This window comes from Planomonospora parontospora (assembly GCA_014647935.1).
GTDB lineage: Bacteria > Actinomycetota > Actinomycetes > Streptosporangiales > Streptosporangiaceae > Planomonospora > Planomonospora parontospora.
The window spans coordinates 64,623-84,804 of sequence record BMQD01000002.1 but is presented as its reverse complement, the minus strand read 5'-3'; the positions used below and the strand labels follow the sequence as shown (position 1 = coordinate 84,804).

At 71.7% G+C, this 20,182-nt stretch carries 17 protein-coding genes; 10 read left to right on the top strand and 7 right to left on the bottom strand.

Annotated features, from left to right (window positions below; genetic code table 11):
- Positions 1 to 8 precede the first annotated feature (8 nt).
- The 5 genes from treS to glgB all read left to right on the top strand — a co-directional run bounded on the left by treS (position 9) and on the right by glgB (position 7,444).
- Positions 9 to 1,712, top strand: coding sequence for a maltose alpha-D-glucosyltransferase (gene treS / locus IEZ07_RS03485; protein ID WP_191893470.1), 1,704 nt, complete (start codon positions 9 to 11; stop codon positions 1,710 to 1,712).
- Between the two features lie 3 nt (positions 1,713 to 1,715).
- Positions 1,716 to 3,035 carry a maltokinase N-terminal cap-like domain-containing protein gene (locus tag IEZ07_RS03480; RefSeq protein ID WP_191893469.1) on the top strand — a complete coding sequence of 440 codons (1,320 nt, stop codon included), beginning with the start codon at positions 1,716 to 1,718 and terminating at the stop codon, positions 3,033 to 3,035.
- A 102-nt stretch (positions 3,036 to 3,137) separates the two neighbouring features.
- On the top strand, positions 3,138 to 3,794 hold the full coding sequence (locus IEZ07_RS03475; protein ID WP_068897682.1) for a hypothetical protein: 657 nt from the start codon (positions 3,138 to 3,140) through the stop codon (positions 3,792 to 3,794).
- On the top strand, positions 3,791 to 5,014 hold the full coding sequence (locus tag IEZ07_RS03470; protein ID WP_239319471.1) for a copper amine oxidase: 1,224 nt from the start codon (positions 3,791 to 3,793) through the stop codon (positions 5,012 to 5,014). Before IEZ07_RS03475 ends, IEZ07_RS03470 begins: the two co-directional genes overlap by 4 nt.
- A gap of 216 nt (positions 5,015 to 5,230) precedes the next feature.
- Positions 5,231 to 7,444, top strand: a complete 2,214-nt coding sequence (gene glgB, locus IEZ07_RS03465) for a 1,4-alpha-glucan branching protein GlgB (RefSeq protein WP_191893468.1) — start codon at positions 5,231 to 5,233, stop codon at positions 7,442 to 7,444.
- Between the two features lie 88 nt (positions 7,445 to 7,532).
- Here the strand turns inward: glgB and IEZ07_RS03460 are convergent, their stop codons facing one another.
- Positions 7,533 to 8,141, bottom strand: a complete 609-nt coding sequence (locus tag IEZ07_RS03460) for a hypothetical protein (protein ID WP_191893467.1) — start codon at positions 8,139 to 8,141, stop codon at positions 7,533 to 7,535.
- Positions 8,134 to 8,694, bottom strand: coding sequence for a hypothetical protein (locus IEZ07_RS03455; RefSeq protein ID WP_191893466.1), 561 nt, complete (start codon positions 8,692 to 8,694; stop codon positions 8,134 to 8,136). Before IEZ07_RS03455 ends, IEZ07_RS03460 begins: the two co-directional genes overlap by 8 nt.
- A gap of 372 nt (positions 8,695 to 9,066) precedes the next feature.
- Here IEZ07_RS03455 and IEZ07_RS03450 point away from each other — a divergent pair, with 372 nt between their 5' ends.
- From IEZ07_RS03450 to IEZ07_RS03430, 5 genes are all read left to right on the top strand, one after another.
- Positions 9,067 to 10,647, top strand: a complete 1,581-nt coding sequence (locus IEZ07_RS03450) for a glycosyl hydrolase family 18 protein (RefSeq protein WP_239319477.1) — start codon at positions 9,067 to 9,069, stop codon at positions 10,645 to 10,647.
- A 200-nt stretch (positions 10,648 to 10,847) separates the two neighbouring features.
- Positions 10,848 to 12,857 (top strand): S8 family peptidase, encoded by a 2,010-nt coding sequence (locus IEZ07_RS03445; protein WP_191893465.1) that lies wholly within the window; start codon positions 10,848 to 10,850, stop codon positions 12,855 to 12,857.
- A 29-nt stretch (positions 12,858 to 12,886) separates the two neighbouring features.
- Positions 12,887 to 14,584 (top strand): signal peptide peptidase SppA, encoded by a 1,698-nt coding sequence (gene sppA, locus IEZ07_RS03440; protein WP_191893464.1) that lies wholly within the window; start codon positions 12,887 to 12,889, stop codon positions 14,582 to 14,584.
- 291 nt (positions 14,585 to 14,875) lie between these two features.
- Entirely contained in the window at positions 14,876 to 15,460 is a 585-nt protein-coding gene (locus IEZ07_RS03435) for a TetR family transcriptional regulator (RefSeq protein ID WP_191893462.1), read from the top strand.
- Between the two features lie 22 nt (positions 15,461 to 15,482).
- Entirely contained in the window at positions 15,483 to 16,031 is a 549-nt protein-coding gene (locus IEZ07_RS03430; protein ID WP_191893461.1) for a dihydrofolate reductase family protein, read from the top strand.
- Positions 16,032 to 16,077: 46 nt separating this feature from the next.
- Here IEZ07_RS03430 and IEZ07_RS03425 read toward each other — a convergent pair whose 3' ends face one another.
- Genes IEZ07_RS03425 through IEZ07_RS03405 form a run of 5 tightly spaced genes read right to left on the bottom strand, consistent with a single transcriptional unit; the run spans position 16,078 to position 19,971 of the window.
- Positions 16,078 to 16,557 (bottom strand): flavin reductase family protein, encoded by a 480-nt coding sequence (locus tag IEZ07_RS03425; RefSeq protein WP_068897689.1) that lies wholly within the window; start codon positions 16,555 to 16,557, stop codon positions 16,078 to 16,080.
- Positions 16,558 to 16,588: 31 nt separating this feature from the next.
- Positions 16,589 to 17,506 carry an ABC transporter substrate-binding protein gene (locus IEZ07_RS03420; protein WP_191893460.1) on the bottom strand — a complete coding sequence of 306 codons (918 nt, stop codon included), beginning with the start codon at positions 17,504 to 17,506 and terminating at the stop codon, positions 16,589 to 16,591.
- Between the two features lie 35 nt (positions 17,507 to 17,541).
- Positions 17,542 to 18,213 (bottom strand): ABC transporter permease, encoded by a 672-nt coding sequence (locus IEZ07_RS03415; RefSeq protein WP_191893459.1) that lies wholly within the window; start codon positions 18,211 to 18,213, stop codon positions 17,542 to 17,544.
- Positions 18,210 to 18,878, bottom strand: a complete 669-nt coding sequence (locus tag IEZ07_RS03410) for an ABC transporter permease (protein ID WP_191893458.1) — start codon at positions 18,876 to 18,878, stop codon at positions 18,210 to 18,212. Before IEZ07_RS03410 ends, IEZ07_RS03415 begins: the two co-directional genes overlap by 4 nt.
- On the bottom strand, positions 18,871 to 19,971 hold the full coding sequence (locus IEZ07_RS03405; protein ID WP_191893457.1) for an ABC transporter ATP-binding protein: 1,101 nt from the start codon (positions 19,969 to 19,971) through the stop codon (positions 18,871 to 18,873). The genes IEZ07_RS03410 and IEZ07_RS03405 overlap by 8 nt, the downstream gene beginning before the upstream one ends.
- Between the last annotated feature and the right edge of the window lie 211 nt (positions 19,972 to 20,182).

Sequence of the window (20,182 nt, the reverse complement as noted above, 5' to 3'; positions counted from 1 at the left end):
GGGGAGCCATGAGCCATTTGTCCGAACCCATTCCGAACACCTTCGACGAGGAAGAGCCGCGCGACCCCTACTGGTTCAAGCGCGCGGTCTTCTACGAGGTCCTGATCCGGGGATTCGCCGACTCCAACGGCGACGGCACCGGGGACATCCGCGGCCTCATCCAGAAGCTGGACTACCTCCAGTGGCTGGGCGTCGACTGCCTGTGGCTGCTGCCCCTGTACGAGTCGCCGCTCCGTGACGGCGGCTACGACATCGCCGACTTCATGAAGATCCTCCCCGAATTCGGCGACCTCGGGGACTTCGTGAAGCTGGTGGACGAGGCGCACAAGCGCGGCATGCGCGTCATCGCCGACCTGGTGATGAACCACACCAGCGACGCCCACCCCTGGTTCCAGGCCTCCCGGCACGACCCCGAGGGCCCGTTCGGCGACTTCTACGTCTGGTCCGACACCGACGAGCTCTACAAGGACGCCCGGATCATCTTCGTCGACACCGAGTCGTCCAACTGGACCTACGACCCGGTGCGGCAGCAGTACTACTGGCACCGCTTCTTCTCCCACCAGCCGGACCTCAACTACGAGAACCCGGACGTGCAGGACGCGATGCTGGAGGTGCTGCGCTTCTGGCTGGACCTGGGCATCGACGGCTTCCGGATGGACGCCATCCCCTACCTGTTCGAGGCCGACGGGACCAACTGCGAGAACCTCCCCCGGACCCACGAGTACCTCAAGCGGGTCCGGGCGGAGGTCGACCGGCTCTACCCCGACCGGGTGCTGCTGGCCGAGGCCAACCAGTGGCCGGCCGACGTGGTCGAGTACTTCGGCGACCCGGCCACCGGCGGCGACGAGTGCCACATGGCCTTCCACTTCCCGCTGATGCCGCGCATCTTCATGGCCGTGCGCCGGGAGTCCCGCTACCCGATCTCGGAGATCCTGGCCCAGACGCCGAAGATCCCCGAGAACTGCCAGTGGGGCATCTTCCTGCGCAACCACGACGAGCTCACGCTCGAGATGGTGACCGACGACGAGCGCGACTACATGTACTCGGAGTACGCCAAGGACCCGCGCATGCGCGCCAACGTCGGCATCCGGCGGCGGCTGGCGCCGCTGCTGGAGAACGACCGCAACCAGATCGAGCTCTTCACCGCGCTGCTGCTCTCCCTGCCCGGCTCGCCCGTGCTCTACTACGGCGACGAGATCGGCATGGGCGACAACATCTGGCTGGGCGACCGCGACGGCGTCCGGACCCCGATGCAGTGGAGCCCCGACCGCAACGCCGGGTTCTCCGACTGCGACCCGGGACGGCTGTACCTGCCGGTGATCATGGACCCGATCTACGGCTACCAGGCGATCAACGTCGAGGCCCAGCAGAAGAGCAGCGGCTCGCTGCTGCACTGGACCAAGCGCATGATCGAGATCCGCAAACGCCACCCGGTCTTCGGCCTGGGCGCGTTCACCGAGCTGAACGCCTCCAACCCCAGCGTCCTGGCCTACGTGCGCGAGCTGGGCGACGACCGGATGCTCTGCGTCAACAACCTCTCCAGGTTCCCGCAGCCGGTCGAGCTGGACCTGCGCCGGTTCGAGGGCTCGGTCCCGGTGGAGACCATGGGCGGCGTCCCGTTCCCACCAATTGGCGAACTTCCGTATCTTCTGACGCTTCCTGGGCATGGGTTCTACTGGTTCACCCTGCCACCCGCGACCCAGGAGGCGTAGACCGTGTTGACGGAGCTCCTTGCCGGTTGGATAGCGCATCAGCGATGGTTCGCCGGTAAGGGGCGCCCCATCGACGAGCTGGCGGTCGACTCCGACCTCGAACTCGTCCCGGGACTCCGTCACCTGATCGTCTCCGTGCGCCAGGGGAACGGGCGCGACCGCTACCAGCTCCTGCTGGGCGCCCGCCACGACGTCCCCGACCGGCTCGCCCACGTGCTGATCGGCCACGACGACGGCCGGGGCCTCTACGACGCGGCCCACGACGCCGACCTCACCGGCACCCTGCTGGAGGCCATGGCCGCCGGGCGCGACCTCGGCCCGCTGCGCTTCCGCCACCTGGAGGGCACCGAGCTCGACACCTCGCAGCGCAGCCTGGTGCTCGGCGCCGAGCAGTCCAACACCTCCCTGGTGTACGGCGACGCCTACATCTGCAAGCTGTTCCGCCGGCTGATCCCGGGCGTCAACCCGGAGCTGGAGATCGTCAACGCGCTCGCCCTGCGCAAGGCGGCCCACATCGCGCAGCCGTACGGCTGGATCGAGACCGACCTCGACGGCGAGCCGACCACGCTCGCGATGACCCAGGAGTTCCTGCCCAACGCCAACGACGGCTGGGCGCTGGCGCTGGCGAGCGTCCGCGACCTGTACGGCTCCCCGGAGCAGTCGGCCTCGGACGCGGGCGGCGACTTCAGCGCCGAGTCCTTCCGGCTCGGCACCGCCACCGCCGAGGTCCACCAGGAGCTGGCCACCGCCTTCCCGACCGGTGTGATGGAGGCGGCCGAGGTCAAGCACCTGATGGAGGACCAGCACCGCCGCCTGCTCCGCGCCGTCGAGGAGGTGCCTCGACTGGCCGAGTACGCCCCGGTCGCCGAGGAGGCCTACCAGCGGGTCATGGACGTGGCGCACGCCGTCCCCGTCCAGCGGGTGCACGGCGACTACCACCTGGGCCAGGTGATGCGCACCCCGACGGACTGGATCGTCCTCGACTTCGAGGGCGAGCCCGGCCAGCCGCTGGCCGAGCGCCGGGCGCTGTCCTCCCCGCTGCGCGACGTGGCCGGGATGCTCCGCTCCTTCGACTACGCCGCGCGGCACCTGCTGGCCGACCACCCGGAGGCCGCCGACCTGCTCCCGCAGGCCGCCGAGTGGGCCGAGCTCAACCGCTCGTCGTTCCTGGCCGGCTACTCGGCGGGCGGCGGGCGCCTGCTGGGGGAGGACGCCGTGCTGCTGCGCGCGTTGGAGCTGTCCAAGGCGGTCTACGAGGTCGTCTACGAGGCGCGCAACCGCCCCTCCTGGCTGCCGGTGCCCCTGGCCGCGTTCGGCTCCTGAGCCAACGGTTCCCCATTCGCCCTGACCGGCCGCCGCGGATTCACTACTCTTCGCATACGAAAACACGCGGAGAGTAGGTATTAGATGAGACGGGCACGGATCATGATGGCATTCGCCGTCGCCGGGGCGACGGCCGTCGTGGGGGTGCTGTCCCTGGTGCCGGGGGAGCAGGGATCGCAGGCGGCCCAGTCCGTCGCCCGCCCGCCCTCGCCCGGAGACCCGCTGACCGGTGACGAGATCACCCGGGCGGGCCAGATCGCCTCGGCTACCTGGCGCAGCCACATGACGACCGGGCGGGCCGAGCTGCTCTACGTCGAGCGCGACGACGACAAGGAGGCCGGGGACCGGCGCCGGGCCGACGCCTACATCTACGACTACCGCACCGACCGGCTCGTCGTGCGGACCGTGGACCTGGCCAAGGGCGAGGTCGTGGAGGAGCGGACCGGCCGCGGCGTGCACCCGCCGCCGTCCCGCGGCGAGGAGACCGCGGCGGCCGAGCTGCTGCTGGCCGACCCGGAGTACGGCGAGCGGGTGCGCGCGGCGCACCTCAAGGCGGGCGGCAGGCCGCTGGTCTCCGCCGCCGACCTGGGACTGCGGGCGCTGACCTTCACCCCGCGCCCCGGGGACAAGGTCGCCGGGGCCTGCGAGACCCACCGGTGCGTCCGGCTGTTCGTCCGGCTGCCCGACGGCAGCTGGCTGGACACCAGCCGGATCGTCGTCGACCTGTCCGCCAAGAAGATCCTCACCCTGGAGTGGTGACCGTGTTCCTCCGCCTGACCCTCTCCTGCGCCCTGCTCGTCACCGGGCTCACCGGCGCCGCCGGGGCCACCGCGAACGCGGGCGCCGCCGGGGCCGCCGGGGCCGCCGGGGCCACAGACCCCGCCCGGAACGCGCAGGCCGCGCCGGGCTCCCAGCCGTCGTGCAGCTCGCCGTACCGGATCGACAAGACGCTGCCGAACGGTGCGCGCTGGCGGCTCTGCTGGGAGATGCGCACCATCGAGGGCCTGACCCTCACCGACGTCACCTACACCCCCAAGGGCGGCGAGACGATCGGCGTGCTGCGCAGCACCGCGCTGGCGCAGATCCACGTCCCCTACGACAGCGGCGAGCCGCGCTTCCACGACATCGGGACCATCGGCGACGACGCCATCGCGCTGAAGGCCGCCGACTGCCCCGGCGGCGAGCGCCGCAACCAGTTCGTCTGCGTCACCACCCGGGCACGCGGCCACGGCTACCTGAAGTCGGACGGCGAGGGGGTGAGCAAGTCCGTGCAGGGGACCGACCTGGTGGTGTTCGCCGCCTTCCAGTTGGGCTGGTACACCTACCTGGTCGAGTGGGCCTTCGGCGACGACGGGGCGATCACCCCGCGCATCGGGGCGACCGGCTCGCTCTCCGGCTTCACCACCACGCCCGCGCACGGCTGGCCGGTCGGGGTGGGCTCGACGAAGTTCGAGGAGAGCCACAACCACAACGTCTTCTGGCGGCTCGACTTCGACATCGACGGCTCGCGCGGCGACGTCGTCGAGCAGTACGACTTCACCGGGTCCGGCACGTCGAAGCGGAAGCTCTCCAGGACCGTCTTCGACGAGGAGACCAAGGCCGTCAACAGCCGGATGCGGTGGTGGCGGGTGGTCGACTCCGGCGTGCGCAACGCCGACCGGCACCCGGTCTCCTGGGAGATCAACAACCTCGCCAGCGCGGAGTACCGGGGACCCGCCGACGAGGCCTTCACCCGCGCCGACCTCTACGTGACCGACTACCGGGCGTGCGAGCGCCTGGCGAGCACCAACCCCACGCCCGGCTGCGGCAAGAGCGTCGACCGCTACGTCGCCGACGAGGATGAGCTCACCGACCCCGTGGTCTGGGTCAACGTGGGCTTCCACCACGTCGCCCGGGACGAGGACGCCGACCCCATGCCCACCCACTGGCAGGGCTTCCGGATCACCCCGCGCGACGTGACCGCGAAGAACCCGTACTGAGCCGCGCTGAGCCGCACTGAGCCCGGTACGGGTCCGGAACGAGCCGTCCCGGGCCCGTACGGACCCGGGACCGGCCCGGTCCGGCCGGCGCCGCCTCCCCCGCTCCCGGGGAGGCGGCGGGCACGAGAAGATCTTTCCTGGTATGCCGCCCACGGAGTGGGTTGAACGCCGACAGGCGGGCAGGGTTAGGGAATATCGACCAACGGGAGTTGATCCATGAACGCGGACCTGGACCTGAACCGGCTGGCAGGCGGAGCGCACCACGACCCGCACTCGATCCTCGGCGCGCATCCGGGGCCGGGCGGCGTCACGATCAGGACGCTGCGGCCGTTGGCGGAGAAGGTCCAGGTGCTCGTCGACGGCGACGTCCACGACATGGAGCACCTCGACTCCGGCGTGTTCGAGGTGACGGTCCCGGGGCTGGACAAGGTTCCCGACTACCGGCTCCGGGTGTCCTACGCGGGGGCGGAGCCGTACGAGGCGGCCGACCCCTACCGGTTCTGGCCCACGCTGGGCGAGGTGGACCTGCACCTGATCGGCGAGGGGCGGCACGAGCGGCTCTGGGAGGTGCTCGGCGCGCGGCTCATGCGGCACCAGGACGTGGACGGCACGGCTTTCGCCGTCTGGGCGCCGAACGCGCGCGGGGTCCGGGTGATCGGCGACTTCAACCACTGGAACGGCTCCGGCCACCCCATGCGCTCCCTGGGCGGCTCCGGGGTGTGGGAGCTGTTCGTCCCCGGGGTCGGCGAGGGCGCCCGCTACAAGTTCGCGGTCCTGGGCGCCGACAGCGTCTGGCGGGAGAAGGCCGACCCGATGGCCCGCCGTACCGAGGTGCCGCCCGCGACCGCGTCGGTGGTCGACCGGTCGGAGTACGGCTGGCAGGACGACGAGTGGATGCGGGCGCGCCCGGACCGCCGGGCGCTGGAGGAGCCGATGAGCGTCTACGAGGTGCACCTGGCCTCGTGGCGGCCCGGCCTGTCCTACCTGCAGCTCGCCGACGAGCTGGTCGACTACGTCCGGGACATGGGGTTCACGCACGTGGAGCTCCTGCCGGTGGCCGAGCACCCGTTCGGCGGCTCCTGGGGCTACCAGGTGACCTCGTACTACGCGCCGACCTCCCGGTTCGGCTCGCCCGACGAGTTCCGGCACCTGGTCGACCGGCTGCACCGGGCCGGGATCGGCGTGATCCTCGACTGGGTGCCGGCGCACTTCCCCAAGGACGCCTGGGCGCTGGCCCGCTTCGACGGCACGCCCCTGTACGAGCACTCCGATCCGGCGCGCGGCGAGCACCCCGAGTGGGGGACCTACATCTTCGACTTCGGGCGCAAGGAGGTGCGCAACTTCCTGGTCGCCAACGCGCTGTACTGGCTGAAGGAGTTCCACATCGACGGCCTGCGGGTGGACGCGGTCGCCTCGATGCTCTACCTCGACTACTCGCGGCGCGAGGGCGAGTGGACCCCCAACCAGTACGGCGGGCGCGAGAACCTGGACGCGGTGGAGTTCCTCAAGGAGATGAACGCGGTCTGCTACCGCGAGGCCCCGGGGATCGTCACGATCGCCGAGGAGTCGACCGCCTGGCCGGGCGTCTCCCGCCCCGCCTACCTCGGCGGCCTGGGCTTCGGGTTCAAGTGGAACATGGGCTGGATGCACGACACGCTGGCCTACCTGGCGCACGAGCCGGTCTTCCGGCAGTACCACCACCACCAGATGACGTTCTCCCTGATGTACGCCTACTCGGAGAACTTCGTGCTGCCGCTCTCGCACGACGAGGTGGTGCACGGCAAGGGCTCACTGCTGGGCAAGATGCCCGGTGACGAGTGGCAGCGCTTCGCCAACCTGCGTGCCCTGCTGGCGTTCATGTGGGCCCACCCCGGCAAGCAGCTGCTGTTCATGGGCGGCGAGTTCGGCCAGGGGGCCGAGTGGTCCGAGGAGCGCGGGCTCGACTGGTGGATGCTGCAGTTCGACGGGCACAAGGGCGTCCAGCAGCTGGTGCGCGACCTCAACCGGGTCTACCGGGAGACCCCGGCCATGTGGCGGCTGGACACCTCGCCCGAGGGGTTCCGCTGGATCGACGCCGACGACGCGCCGGGCAACGTGTTCTCCTTCCTCCGGCAGGCCCCCGACGGCTCGGCCGTGGCCTGCGTGGCCAACTTCTCCGGCGCGCCGCACGAGGACTACCACCTCGGCCTGCCGGCCGCCGGCACCTGGACGGAGGTCGTCAACACCGACGCCTACGCCTACGCGGGCGGCGGCATCGGCAACCTCGGCGCGGTGGAGGCCATCGAGGAGCCCCGGCACGGCCTGCCGTACTCCGCACGCCTGCGCGTCCCGCCGCTCGGCGCCCTCTGGCTCCGGCGCACCGCCTCCGAGGAGGCCCCGGAGACGGCCGGGGAGGACGTCGAGGTCGCTCCCAGCGGGGAGATCGCCTGACCTGATCCGCGCGGAGACTCCGTCCGCCTCCGCCGGAACCGGCGGAGGCGCCGACTCTCGCCGATGTCGCCGAGAGCGACGTGTTCCGTCACGTCGGCGGTGGCACCGGGACAGTGTAGAGGGCTCTCTTCTCCCCCAGCCATGCGCGGTCGATAAACCGGCCGCTCATGCGTGCGGTGAGGAGGAGATAGATCTCCAGGCAGACCCGGTTGTGGTACTCGGGTTCGGTGGTTCCGGATCCGGAGTGCACGGCCTCCGGCATCACGGGCGGGTCGATCTCCCGGAGGTAGGGCTCGACCATGGAACCGGGTTCGACGACGACCTCGCCGTACCACCGCTGGGTCAACCAGGCGGTCGTGACGCCGTCGCCGTAGAGGAGATCGTAGACGTAGGAGTCCATGGTGCGGATCTGGAGGAAGCGCAGTCCCGCTTCCGTCAGGCCGGTGGTCACCGGGGGCGGGCCGCTGATGGTGAGGGCGTGGGTCCAGCCGTCGGCGTGCGGGCCGGTCCAGATGCGTTCGGTGAAGGCCATCGGCCGGTAATGGGCCATGGCGGTGGCCAGGTCGCAGTCCTGGCGGGAGGCGAGGTCCGCGCCGAGCAGGGCGGCCACGGCCTCGGCGTCGCCCGACTCGACCCAGGTGCCGGTGAATCCGCGGCTCAGCCCTGCGCCGCGCAGGAGCTCCCACTGGTCAGCCACGGGGCCACGCCCCCTCCGGGATGCGGCAGAGCAGCCCTGGCGTGGTGAACCAGGTGTCGTCGACGAACCTGCCGGTGGTGTAGGCCAGCGCGGCGAGGTAGAAGTTCATCTCCTGGGCGAGGTCGGAGGATCCGACGAGACCCGCGCCCTCCTGTCTGGGGCGGTCCCAATGATCCTCGGGGATATCCTCCCACTCGCCCCCGTTGACATAGACCGGTTCGCTGACCTCACCCGCAAAGCAGAGCAGATGGTAGGCCCGGCCGCCCGGCTGCGGGAGCGATTCGAGGGCCCGCCACGGGAACAACCCGGACACAGTGAACAGCTTGACCCAGCCGGGGCTCTGCTCGGCCACCCACACGACGTGCTCATCCGAATAGGGGAGATACCATCGCCACGCCTGGTTCAGGTCACAGGCGAGTGTCTCCTCCACTCGCAGCGCGGTGACCAGCGCGCGGTAGTCGGGCGCCTCGACCCATGAGCACTCGAACCCGTCCTCCAGACCCCGCCCCTCAAAATATGACCATTGATCAAATTTCTTACGACTTGTCATCATGCCTCAATTCAGGCGGGATCGGATGGCCGAGGCGATCACCGAACAAAGCCGACGGCACTGTACACGGGTGATCTCTACGGGATCGACCGATGACGCACCGGTGGGAACCGAACGCCCGCGCCGGACGCCGGGATGCGCGGCCCGGCGACCGAATCACCCGTCATACCTTAAATCTGGCTTATGTCCGACTTATGGGACCGCCGGATCGTTGACCGCTGCGGGAGCATGGACTTACGCTCCAGAATCAATAGGAAACTTTCCTATGAGTACGGGGGCTAAGCACTCTCTGACCTGGAGCGATCCTTGCGAAGAATCACCATCGGCTCTCTGGTTACGGCAGCAGCGCTGCTGGTCCCCATGGGAATCGGAACCATGAGCACGGCGAGCGCCGCCGCCTCGGCCACCGCCACCTACGTGACCACCTCCGACTGGGGCACCGGTTTCGAGGGCAAGGTCACCGTCAAGGCGGGCAGCACCGCCCTCAACGACTGGAAGGTCGAGTTCGACCTCCCCTCCGGCACCTCGATCTCCTCCGCGTGGGACGCGGAGATGAGCAAGAGCGGCAGCCACTACGCCTTCACCGGCAAGTCGTGGAACAGGTCCCTGGCGGCGGGGGCCTCGCTGAGCTTCGGCTTCGTCGGCGCGCCCGGCGGGGTGAAGACCCTGCTGAACTGCAAGCTCAACGGCGCCTCCTGCGGCGGCGGCACCACCGAGCCCACCCCGACCGCCACCCCGACGGTCACGCCGACCGTCACCCCCACGGCCACGCCCACCGCGACGCCGACGGTGACCCCGACGGTCAAGCCCACGGTCACCCCGACCGTCGACCCCGACCCGTCGGGCAAGAAGATCGTCGGCTACTTCACCAACTGGGGCGTCTACGGGCGCAACTACCACGTGAAGAACCTGGTCACCAGCGGCTCGGCGGCGAAGCTGACCCACATCCTGTACGCCTTCGGCAACACCACCGGCGGCAAGTGCACGATCGGCGACTCCTACGCCGACTACGACAGGGCCTACACCGCCGACCAGAGCGTCGACGGCGTCGCCGACACCTGGGACCAGCCGCTGCGCGGCAACTTCAACCAGCTCCGCAAGCTCAAGAAGGCCTACCCGCACATCAAGGTGATCTGGTCCTTCGGCGGCTGGACCTGGTCCGGCGGCTTCACCCAGGCCGCGGCCAACCCTGCCGCGTTCGCCAAGTCCTGCCACGATCTGGTCGAGGACCCGCGCTGGGCCGACGTGTTCGACGGCATCGACGTCGACTGGGAGTACCCCAACGCCTGCGGCCTGTCCTGTGACACCAGCGGGCCGGACGCCTTCAAGAAGGTGATCCGGGCCCTGCGCGCCGAGTTCGGTTCCAGCGCCCTGATCACCGCGGCCACCACCGCCGACGGCTCCAACGGCGGCAAGATCGACGCCGCCGACTACGCCGGCGCCATCGGCGACCTCAACTGGCTCATGCCGATGACCTACGACTACTTCGGCGCGTTCTCGCCCAAGGGCCCGACGGCCCCGCACTCGCCGCTGACCTCGTACGCGGGCATCCCGCAGGCCGGGTTCGACTCCGACTCCGCGATCAAGAAGTTCAAGGCCAAGGGCGTCCCGGCGAGCAAGCTCCTGCTGGGCATCGGCTTCTACGGCCGCGGCTGGAACGGCGTGACCCAGGCGGCTCCGGGCGGCACCGCCACCGGTGCGGCGCCGGGCACCTACGAGGCGGGCATCGAGGACTACAAGGTCCTCAAGACCAAGTGCCCGGCCACCGGCACCGTGGGCGGCACCGCCTACGGCTTCTGCAACGGCGAGTGGTGGAGCTACGACACCCCGAGCACCATCGCGGGCAAGATGACCTACGCCAAGAACCAGGGCCTGGGCGGCGCCTTCTTCTGGGAGACCAGCGGCGACACGGCCAACGGTGAGCTGATCACCGCGATCGCCAACGGACTGAAGTAATATTTCGGGCACTCGACCCTCCGCGTGCGCAACGCCGCGGGGGGTCGAGCCGCGTCCGGCCCCGGAGATCCCGTCCGGGATCCGCGACCAGGGACCCTGAAGAACCGCTGTGAAGATCCACGAATCCGGGACAAGGGTATTCTCCGGGCGCGAACCGCTGCCTAGACTCCGAATCGCCCGCTTCATCCCCCGGAGGACGTGTGCGACTTCGAGCTGCCGTGGCCCTGGCGATCGTGCTCACCATCACCCCTGCCGTGCCCGCGGTCGCCGAGGACCCCGCCGCACCGGCCCCGGCGGCCACCGGGAGTCCCGCCGTACCGCCCCCGGCGACGGGTGAGACGCCGACCCCGCCTTCGGACGCCTCCGCCGACGCTCCCCCCACCCCGGACGGGACCCCGGTGCCGGAGGCGCCGAAGCTGGAGGACGGCCTCGCCGCCGACGAGGACGGGACCCGCGTCATCGTCGAGGTGACCGCCCCCGCCGAGGCCGCCCCGGTGGCGGGCGCGGCCGAGGCCCTGCCGGAGTCGGAGGTCCTGCTCCGGCCGCCGGACAGCTCGTTCATCGTGGTCGAGGCCACCGGCGACTCCCTGGCCGCGCTGGCCGCCGACCCCCGGGTGGTCTCGGTGCGGCGGGACCGCACCTACTCCCCCGTCTCCCTGGCCTCGGGCCTGGCGGTGATCGGGGCCGACAGGGCGCACGCCGCCGGGGTGACCGGCCAGGGCCAGACCATCGCGATCGTCGACACCGGCGTCGACGCCGACCACCCCGCCCTGGGCGGCAGGGTCGTACGGCAGGCGTGCTTCTCCGCCACGGACGGCGGCGCGCAGTCCCTGTGCCCCAACGGGCAGGCCGAGGACGCCTCCGCCGACGCCGAGACGGCCGCGTGCGTGCACGAGGGCGTCAACCTGTGCGACCACGGCACCCACGTCGCGGGCATCGCCCACGCGGTCGCCCCCGCCGCCGACCTCGTCGCCCTCCAGGTCTTCAGCCGGACCACCGACTGCTGGGAGGGCGAGACCGCCTGCCTGACCGCCTACGAGTCCTCGATCCTGCTCGCCCTCGACCACGTCGCCGCGCTGAAGGACACCGTCCCCGGCCTCGTCGCGGTCAACCTCAGCCTGGGCGGCGGGGTGTTCGACGGGGCGTGCGACGCCGTACCGGAGCTGCAGGCCATGCGGGAGCGGGTGGAGACCCTGCGGGCCAAGGGCGTGGCGGTCGTCGCGGCGGCCGGGAACGAGGGCTTCGCCGGAGCCGGGGCGCCCGGGTGCTTCTCCGGCTCGGTGACCGTGGGCGCGACCGCCGACGACGACCACGTCCCCTACTGGTCCAACCACGGTCCGGTGCTCGACCTGTTCGCCCCCGGTGTCGAGATCGACTCCGCGGTCCCGGGCGGCGGCACCCAGGTCTACAGCGGGACCTCCATGGCGACCCCGCACGTTGCCGGCGCGTTCGCGCTGCTGGCCCAGAAGGACGCCGACGACGCCCCCGACGCGCTCCTGGGCAGGCTCAGGGCCTCGGGCCGCCCGGTCTCCTACGACGGGGTGAGCACGCCCCGAATCGACCTGGCCGTCGCGGTCGAGGGCGGGACCCCCGCACCCGGGATCACTCCTCCGGGCCCGGAGCAGGGCGCCGTCCCGGACGATCCCGCCGACGAGCCGGTCCCCGACCCGAGTGCGGGCCCGCAGCCCTCCCCCGGCCCGGAGAACCCCTCCCCCGCCGATCCGGCGCCGGTCCCGCTGCCCACGGTGACCGTCACGGTGACCGTGACCGCCACCCCGACCGCCGCGGCCGCCGCACGGGCGGTGTGCACCCGGGGTACGGCGAAGCGGACCCTGACGGCGGCGCAGTGGGCCGCCGAGCTGACCCGGGGCAGGGGGGACCTGCCGGACGGGACGCTCGGCTGCTACCTGCGCCTGGTGGGCAAGGCCAGCGCGGTCTTCTCCGAGACGGTCCGCGCCTCCACGCTGGGCACCGCCTACCGGGTGCTCAAGCCCGCCAAGCGGACGAAGCGGGCCGTGCTGGACAGCGAGCTGCTGGCCGCCTGGCTGAACTGGGCGCACGGCGCGGTCGACCTCGGCGCCGGGGCGGGCGGGACGGGAACGGTGAGGGGCGTGCTCGCGACGGCCGAGAAGCGCCGCCTGGCGGGGGCGTCTCCGGGCGGATCCGTCTCCGCCCTACGAAAGTATGCGAACGCACGCCGTACCGCATGAGCCGCGAAAGCGTCGCTTAGGGTGAGTCCATGGACGCGACGAAGGCGATCATCGACACCGTCGACAAGATCCGGCAGCGGCGGACCGCTCCGCTGATCCTCGAGCTCGACCTCAGCGAGGGCCTCATCGACCGGCCTCCGGCCGACCCGCTGAGCGCGGTCCTGTCCATGCGCAGGGCGCGCCTGTCCGACGTGCTGTCCGGACTGAAACGGGCCAGGACGGACGACCGGGTCAAGGGGCTGGTCGTCAAGATCGGCACCCACCACCTGGGCCTGGCCATGGTGCAGGAGCTGCGCCAGGCGGTGCTCCGGTTCCGGGCGGCGGGCAAGCGGGCGGTGGTGTTCGCCGAGTCGTTCGGCGAGTTCGGCGCGGGCACCGTCCCCTACTACCTGGCCAGCGCCTTCGACCGGGTCTACCTGCAGCCCTCGGGCGACGTCGGGCTGACCGGCATCGCGCTGGAGCAGCGCTTCGTGCGCGGCGCGCTGGAGAAGCTCGGCGTCGAGTACCAACTCGGCCAGCGCCACGAGTACAAGACCGCGGCCAACATGTTCACCCGGGAGGGCATGACCGAGCCGCACCGCGAGTCGGTGGCCCGGATCGCCGAGTCGGTCACCGAGCAGGTCGTCGCGGGCATCGCCGAGGGCCGCCGGCTCGACCCGGCCAAGGTCCGCGAGCTCGTCGACGCCGGGCCGTTCATCGGCGCCGAGGCGGTCGAGGCCGGCCTGGTGGACGGGCTCGCCTACCGCGACGAGGTCTACGACGAGATCAGGCGGGAGGCGGGCGCGGACGCCCTGCTCCTGTACGTCTCCCGCTACCACAAGGGCGCGCTCGCCAGAAAGCTGCCGCACCCCGGTGAGCAGACCGTGGCGCTGGTGCAGGGCAGCGGGCCGATCAAGCTCGGCCGGAGCGGGCGCGGCCCCATGGGCGGCGGCGCGATGGGCTCCGACACGGTCTGCGCCGCCCTGCGCGCGGCCCGCCGCGACGACCACGTGCGGGCGGTCGTGTTCCGGGTGGACAGCCCCGGCGGCTCCTACGTCGCCTCCGACGCCGTCTGGCGCGAGGTCGTGCTCACCCGCCAGGCGGGCAAGCCCGTCATCGTCTCGATGGGGGACGTGGCCGCCTCCGGCGGTTACTTCGTCGCCATGGCCGCCGACGTGATCATGGCCCAGCCCGGCACGCTCACCGGCTCCATCGGCGTGTTCGGCGGCAAGCCTGTCATCGGCGAGCTGCTGGGGAAGCTCGGCGTGACCTCCGAGACCGTGCGCGAGGGCGCCAACGCGGCGATGTTCTCGCCCTCGCACGGCTTCTCCGACGCCCAGTGGGACCGGGTCAACGCCTGGCTGGACCGGATCTACGACGACTTCGTGGGCAAGGTGGCCGAGGGCCGCGGCCTGACCCGCGAGCGCGCCCACGAGCTGGCCAGGGGGCGCGTCTGGACCGGCGCCGACGCCCACGCGAGCGGGCTGGTGGACGAGCTCGGCGGGCTGGAGGACGCCCTGGCCCTGGCCCGGAAGAAGGCCGGGCTCGCGGCCGACGCCCCGGTGCGGCCCTACCCCCGGCTGAACCCGCTGGAGCGCCTGCGCCCGCCGGAGTCCAGCGAGGACAGGGCCGCCGCGCTCGCCCGGGTCCGGCTGGAGGCCTGGGGCCCGCTGGCCGCCCTCGCCGCCGAGCTCGGCCTGCCGTCGTACGGTCCGCTCACGCTCCCCGGCTCCTGGACGATCCGCTAGGAGCCCGTCCCGGGCCCGGATCCTCTCCGTCGACGCCCCGTCCCGGCGAGAGCCGTACGGCGGGGCGTCGCCGTGTCCGCCGTACGGATCCCACGGCGTCCGCAGCATGCGCGGAGGGCGCCACCGCCCTCCCTCATGGCGCCGGAGCCGCACGACCCTCGACGCGGTGCGATGCCCAAATTTATAAATGAACGTTCATTTACAAATGGGGCGTGCAGCGGTAGCCTTCCCGAGCGGAGATCGGCGGACGCCCGTCCGCCGGCGGACGGGCACGGGAGAAGGGAGGCGGCCATGGCGCGACCCCGTACGACCAGTGACGAGGCGATCATGCGAGCCACCGGACGGGCGGTCACCGCCCGCGGGCCGGCGGGCCTGACGCTGGCCGCCGTCGCGGCCGAGGCGGGGCTGTCCCCCGCCGCGCTCGTGCAGCGGTTCGGGTCCAAGCGCGGCCTGCTGCTGGCCTTCGCGGCATGGGCCGCCGCCGGCGCCGGGGAGGTCTTCCTGCAGGCACGACGGCGGCACGACTCCCCCCTGGCGGCCCTGCACGGCGCCCTGGCCGAGCTGGCCTCGGGTCTGCGCACCCCCGAGGAGGTGGCCAACGGCCTGGCCTTCCTGCAGCTCGACCTGACCGATCCGGAGTTCCGCGAGCACGCCGCCGACCAGGCCCGCCGGGTACGGGAAGAGATCACCGGGCTGCTCGCCGACGCCGTGGCCGCCCGCCTGCTGGCCGGGGACACCGATCCCGTACGGCTGGCCCGCGCGGTCCAGGTCGCCTACAACGGCGCACTCATCCTGTGGGCCGTGACCGGCGGGGAGGACCTCGCCGACGCCCTGCGTTCCGACATCGACCAGTTGCTCCAGCCCCACCGATCCTGACGACCCCGAGGAGACCCACGACATGACGTCCCAGCATCCGTTCACCGTGTCGGTGTTCATCGCCACCAGCCTGGACGGGTTCATCGCCCGCCCCGACGGCGACATCGACTGGCTCACCAGCCGGGGGGAGCAGGCCGGCGACATGGGCTACCAGGAGTTCATCGCCGGGATCGACACCGTCGTGATGGGCCGCGCCACCTACGAGAAGGCCCTCACCTTCGGCGCCGGGCAGTGGCCGTACGACGGCAGGCACGTGGCGGTCCTGAGCACCCGCCTGGACGACGGCGCCGATCCCCGGATCACCGTCCACCGCGACCTCGACGGGTTGACGCGGGACCTCGCCGAGCGCGGCGCCAAGAGCGTCTACGCCGACGGGGGCCAGGTCGTGCAGTCGTTCCTGCGCGCCGGACTGGTGCACGAGCTGACCATCACCACGGCCCCCGTGCTGCTCGGCGGCGGCCTGCGCCTCTTCGGCGCCCTCGACGGGGACATCGCGCTCGTCCACCGGTCGACCACGGTCCCCGGCGCCGGTTTCGTCCAGACCACCTACGCCGTGCAGGACCGGGTCTGAGGCCTGCCCCGCGGCGCCCCGCCGACGGCGTCCGCGCGGAGCGGATTCAGCCGACGGACCGGTAGCGGCCGCGGAGCCGTACGAGCGGGGCGGCCGCCGCGTCGACGTAGGCGACGCCCAGGACCCGGGCGACGTAGAGGGTGTGGTCCCCGGCGGGGACGACCTGGGTCGTCTCGGCCTCCAGGGCGGTCACGCCCTTCTCCACGACGAGCGCCTCGCTCAGCGGGCCCCGGTGGTGCGGGGTGCCCGCGAGCAGGAGCCGGGCTCCGGGGCGGCCGGCGGCGGCGAACCTGCTGGCGACGGCCTTCTGCTCCGCCGAGAGCACGCTGGCGGCCCAGCGGTCGCGGCGGAGCAGCAGCTCGTTGAGGTAGCCGCCGCTCGCCAGGCTGACCATGACCAGCGGCGGGTCGAGCGAGATCGAGGTGAGGGTGGTCACGGTCGTGCCCACGTCGTCGCGCCCGTCCCGGACGGTCACCACGGACACCGCCCCGGCGACCTGCGCCATGGCCTCGGTGAACTCGCCCATCACCACCCCCTCACGCCGACCACCCTAAGGGTCAGACCAGGCCGTTCTGCGTCAGCCAGTCCTTGGCCACGACGGCGGCGTCGTCCTTGTCGACCGCGACGCGCTTCATCAGCGCGACCAGGCCGGCGGTGTCCAGCTTGGCGGAGACCGCGTCCAGGGTCGTGCGCACCGTGTCGTCCACGCCCGCCTTGTTGACCAGCGGCGCGATGTTCTCGGCGGCGAAGGCGCTCTTGGTGTCCTTGAGCGAGACCAGGTCGTTGAGAACGATCTTGGGGTCGGTGGTGAAGACGTTGCCGACCTGGACGGTGCCGTCCTTGATCGCGTCGGCGGTGGCGGCGCCGGTCTTCTTCCACTCCTTGAACTCCAGGCCGTAGACGTCCTTGAAGTTCTGCTCCTGGCGCGACTGGAACTCCGGCGGGCCGCCCACCGCGTAGCCCTTGGCGACCTTGGCCAGGTCCTCGATCGTGGCCAGGCCCTCCTTCTCCGCGGTGGCCTTGGTGACGGTCAGCGAGTTGTTGTCCTCGGCCGCGGCGGGCTGGAGGATCTCCAGCTCGGCGGGGAGCTTCTCCTTGAGCGCGGCGACGACGTCGTCCTTGGTCCTGGCGGTGCTGGTCTTGTCGACGTAGGCCAGGAGTGAACCGACGTACTCCGGCAGGACGGTCAGGCCGCCGCCCTTGACCTGGTCGTAGAGGACCTCGCGGCTGCCGATGTTGAGCTTCTTCTCGACCTGCACGCCCTTGGCCTCCAGGGCCTGGGCGTAGATCTCGGCCAGCAGGACGTTCTCCGGGAAGTTGGCCGAACCGACGACGACCTTCCCTCCCGGGGCGGATGCGGACCCGGAGTCCGCCGGAGCGGGCGACGCGCTGGTGAGCGGATCGCCGCCCCCGCACGCGCTGAGCGTGAACGCCGCGGACAGGACGACGACCGCGGTACGGATCAGGCGCTTCATCGAAATTCCCTTCTGAAGCGGTAGGAAAAAGGAGGCTATCGGATGCCCGGCCGGCGGCTCACCCCCGGTGACACCGAGATCCGTGACAGGATCGCGAACAGCCCCTGGACCGCCAGCGCGAGCCCCGCCACGAGGACGGCCCCGCCGACGGCGCGCGGGTAGTCCTGGGTCGCCAGGCCGTCGATGACGTAGCGGCCGAGACCGCCCAGACCCACGTAGGCGGCGACCGTCGCGGTCGCCACCACCTGGATGGCGGCCGTGCGCAGGCCGAGCAGGATCAGCGGGAGCGCCACCGGGACCAGCACCCCGAACAGCACCTGGCGGCCGCGCAGGCCCATGCCGTAGGCGGCGTCGCGCAGCTCGGGGTCCACCCCCCGCACGCCCTCGTAGGCGTTGACCAGGATGGGCGGTACGGCCAGCGCCACCAGCGGGATCAGCACCGGGACGATCGTGCCGACCCCCATCAGGAGCACGATCAGCACGAGCAGGCCCAGCGTCGGCAGGGCCCGGGCCGCGTTGGCGCTCAGCACCACCAGCAGCGCGCCCCGGCCGGTGTGCCCGATCCACAGCCCCAGCGGCACCGCGACGGCCATGGCCAGCAGCAGCGAGAGCCCGGCGAACTCCAGGTGCTCCAGCAACCGGGCCGGGACGCCGTCCGCGCCGGTCCAGTTGGCGGGGTCCCCGAGGAACTCGATCAGCCAGTTCACGCCCGCCTCCTCGTCCGGGACCCGGCCCACGGCGTCAGCAGGCGCTGCGCGCCGACCAGCAGCAGGTCGGCGATGCCGGCCAGGAGCACGATCAGCACGATGCCCACGATGATCGGGGTGGGGAACTGCCGCTGCCAGCCGTCGATGAACAGGTAGCCGAGCCCGCCCCTGCCGACCAGCGCGCCCACGCTCACCAGGCTGACGCTGGAGACCGTCGCCACCCGCAGCCCGGCGAGCACGACCGGCACCGCGATCGGCAGCTCGACCTGCAGCAGCCGCCGCAGCGGGGTGAAGCCCATGGCCACCGCGGACTGGCGGACGTGGTCGGGGACCGCGGCCAGCCCGTCCACCACGGCCGGGACCAGCACCGCCATCGCGTAGAAGGTGAGCGGGACCATGACGGTCAGCCGGGTGGCCAGGCCCGTGATCGGGATCAGCACGATGAAGACCGCGAGCGAGGGCAGCGAGTAGACCACGTTCATCACGCCGACGGTGGGCTGGTAGAGCCGGCGCCAGCGCACTCCCGCCAGCCCGAGCGGGAGCGCCAGGAGCAGCCCGGCGAGCACCGGGACCAGCGCCATGACGGCGTTGTCCACCAGCAGTTCCCGGAGCACGGGCAGGTTGCGCCCGATCCAGTCCCAGCGGACCAGCGGCTCCTCACCCACGGGCGTCCCCCGTCGCCCGCGCCAGCGCGGCGTCCAGCGCCTCGCGGGTCACCACCCCTTCGACCCGGCCGGACTCGTCCACCGCGATCGCGTGGCCCGAGGGGGACAGCAGCGCCGCGTCCAGCACGGAGCGCAGCGGGTCGCGCCCCCTGACGAACGTCCCGTACGGCTCCGGCCGCACGTCGGCCGGGGTGCCGGAGTCCGGCAGGCTCCGCGGGGCGATCCAGCCCAGCGGCCTGCCGCCGTCGTCCACCAGGGCCAGCCAGGGCTCGGCCGTACCGCGCGCCGAGGCGGTCGTCGAGACCGGGACGGTCAGATCGGTGCGGAGCGGCAGGTCCCCGCTCGGGACGAACGAGAGCAGGCGGATGCCCCTGTCCCGGCCGAGGAACTCGCGGACGAAGTCGTCGGCGGGCTCGGCCAGCAGCCGCGCCGGGGCGTCGAGCTGGGCCAGCCGCCCGCCGACGCGGAGCACGGCCACCCGGTCGCCGAGCTTGATCGCCTCGTCGATGTCGTGGGTCACGAACACGATCGTCTTGCGCAGCTCGGCCTGCAGGCGCAGCAGCTCGTCCTGCAGGCTCGCGCGCACGACCGGGTCCACGGCGCTGAACGGCTCGTCCATCAGCAGCACCGGCGGGTCCGCCGCCAGCGCCCTGGCCACCCCGACGCGCTGCTGCTGGCCGCCCGACAGCTGGAACGGGTAGCGGTCGGCCAGCGCGGCGTCGAGCCCGACCCGCTCCAGCAGCTCCATGGCCCGCGCCCGGGCCCGGCGCCGCTCCCAGCCGAGCAGGCGGGGCACCGTGGCCACGTTGTCGACCACCTTCCGGTGCGGGAAGAGCCCGGCCTGCTGGATGACGTAGCCGATGCCGCGCCGCAGGGTCGGCGGGTCGATGGTCGTCACGTCCACGCCGTCGAGCAGGACCCGCCCGCCGGTCGGGTCGACCATCCTGTTGATCATGCGGAGTGACGTGGTCTTCCCGCACCCGGACGGACCCACGAACACGGTGATCTCCCCCGTGGGGACCTCCAGCCCGAGGTCGTCCACCGCGACGGTCCCTCCGGCGTACCGCTTGGTGACACCGTCAAATGTGATCATGTCCAACCCCTGGTCTCCGGCAGGGGCACGGCCCCCCTGCCGCAACCGCCCCCATGATCCCTCGCGGAACAGCCTATGGTGCCTCCTTCCGGTCTGTCCCGCTACCTCCCGCTCTTTCAGCGGACCCGCAGGTCTTCGACATCAAATAGGTATCCAATAGTGCGAAGAACCTCGATGACTTGGCATCATTGCCCATATCGTGGGCACTCAG